This window comes from Phaeodactylibacter xiamenensis (genome assembly GCF_000759025.1).
GTDB classification, from domain to species: domain Bacteria; phylum Bacteroidota; class Bacteroidia; order Chitinophagales; family Saprospiraceae; genus Phaeodactylibacter; species Phaeodactylibacter xiamenensis.
The window spans coordinates 1-2,086 of sequence record NZ_JPOS01000032.1 but is presented as its reverse complement, the minus strand read 5'-3'; the positions used below and the strand labels follow the sequence as shown (position 1 = coordinate 2,086).

The following is a 2,086-nucleotide window of genomic DNA, read 5'->3' as shown; positions in this document are numbered from 1 at the left end:
GGCTCTTCGCCATTAATAGTGGGTTTTGTATTTTTAGCAGATGAAAGACACCGAACTATTTGCAGCAGCCCTAGCGCTAAAGTCACCGTGGTATATCAAGAAAATTGACTTTCGAGATGCAGCACAAGGAGAAAAGGAGCTCCATATTGAAGTAGACCACCATAAGCGGGTCAAATTTGAGTACGAGGGCGAGCTGTGCCCTGTGCACGATCATCAATTGCGGAGTTGGCGGCATCTGCGTTTTTTCCAACATGACTGCTATCTGCACGCACGTGTGCCGCGGGTGAAGACGGAGTCAGGAGAGGTACGCCTGGTAGCTGTGCCCTGGGCTGAGCCGGGCAGCTCCTTTACCCTTTTGTTTGAGCTTGACGTTCTAAAGCTTATGGATAAAGGCATGAGCGCCTCTGCAGTTGGCCGCCACTACAGCTTTGATTCCCGTATAGCTAGCCGTATAGTGGGCCGCCATGTAAGCAACGCTTTGGCTACTCAGGAGCTAAGAGCGGTCAAGGACCTATCTGTCGATGAGACCTCACGAAAGAAAGGGCACAACTACCTGACCATCCTATGTGACCGGCAAGCTAAAAAGGTAGTAGGCGTATCTCTGGGCAAAGACCAAAAAGCTGTAGGCGAAGCACTTATCGATATGGAAGCTCGTGGCGCAGACAGAACCACAGTACGGTCGGTGACTCTAGATATGTCACGCTCCTACATCGCAGCCTGCGAATCCTACATGCCACAAGCCGAGATGGTTTTTGACCGCTTTCATTTAGTCAAAAAGCTTAATGAAGCCATTGATACTATTCGAAGGGCAGAACAAAAGCAGTTCAAGGAGGCGCTCAAGCACAGCCGGTATTTATGGCTGCGCAATGCCAGCAAGTTATCTCAAAAGCAGCAACAGCGCCTGGACTTGTTAAAAGAAGCATTCCCTAACCTGGGCCAGGCCTACCGTCTTAAAGAGCTATTCCGGGAAGTTTTCGATGCGGCTCAGTTCACCAAGCGCCTCAAGCCGCTCAATGAGTGGATAAAGATGGCTTGGGACAGCGGGATCAAGCCCATCCAGGAGTTTGTCAATATGCTCCATGACCATTGGTACGGTATAAAGACCTACTTCAAAAGATTGGCTAATAATGCTTTCGCTGAGGGGGTAAACCTAAAGATTCAGGAAATAAAGAGAATTGCCAGAGGCTATCGGAACCCACACAATTTCATCCTGATGATCTATTTCAAACTCGGAGGACTTGATTTGAAAATCCACTAAATATGGCGAAGAGCCAATAAAATGCTCTGAAAATTAGACCCTGTGAACATAAATTAATTAATCCAACTACATACTACATGCGCATGCGCGCACCACTTTAATTTAGAAATTCAGACCTGTTTTTATTTAACCACTTGTCCCACGCTTCTTCCTCCAAAATGGTGTACCCAGAAGGAAAAGCAATTTGATGCTCACTGGTTTTTAGCTGCTCAATGGCTACTGCCTCCCACGATTTATGGTTGCCTTCTACTTTCAATATTAGCCCTGGCAAGCCACCGAACCGATCTGGTCCTGTTTTTACAGGAATTTGCGGAGAGAACCAAGCCTTGATAGTGGGATCTTGCTTGAGTTGAGCACAAATCACACGATACCCCAAAATGGACTTTATTTCTGTATTTTCTTTTTGGATGCTCCAATCAGATAGCCTGTATGGAGCTAATCGCTTATATTTATTTTCCTTTGACCGGCTTGGCGCTTTAATGACTATTGTATCCGTCTGGAAAAAATCCATTGTGGTTAATCTTAACGGCGCATGGGCTCCTGTTGTCCTTTTTTCTGAAAAGGTATACTTTGAGACGCCTTCTCCAATTTCTAACTTGTACCTAAAAATATTATCGCTAAACCCCTTAGACATCTTGCTGATTTGCTCTAGGCTAAGCGCATCTTCCATTGCCTCGTTCATTAGTAATTTTTGTTCGTACGTAACCTTCATGGTTAACTGACCGAACATAGGAACAACCAGTATCCGGAGCAAAAAAGTGGTTATTAATAACTTCATTGCCGTACACTTTTATTTTACGGGAAGTTCTTTGAAAATTGGAAAGAAAG

Annotated in this window: 2 protein-coding genes; one reads left to right on the top strand and one right to left on the bottom strand. The window is 45.3% G+C overall.

Features of this window, described 5'->3' with window-relative positions; genetic code table 11:
• The first annotated feature begins 40 nt into the window (after window positions 1-40).
• Window positions 41-1,258, top strand: a complete 1,218-nt coding sequence (locus tag IX84_RS12410; protein WP_044220381.1) for an ISL3 family transposase — start codon at window positions 41-43, stop codon at window positions 1,256-1,258.
• Between the two features lie 97 nt (window positions 1,259-1,355).
• On the opposite strand, the gene IX84_RS30960 is transcribed toward IX84_RS12410, so the two are convergent.
• On the bottom strand, window positions 1,356-2,036 hold the full coding sequence (locus IX84_RS30960; protein ID WP_052515974.1) for a GLPGLI family protein: 681 nt from the start codon (window positions 2,034-2,036) through the stop codon (window positions 1,356-1,358).
• Between the last annotated feature and the right edge of the window lie 50 nt (window positions 2,037-2,086).

Coding starts and splice junctions, on each gene's coding strand:
- IX84_RS12410 (WP_044220381.1), top strand. CDS start 41: ATGAAAGACACCGAACTATTTGCAGCAGCCCTAGCGCTAAAGTCACCG.
- IX84_RS30960 (WP_052515974.1), bottom strand. CDS start 2,036: ATGAAGTTATTAATAACCACTTTTTTGCTCCGGATACTGGTTGTTCCT.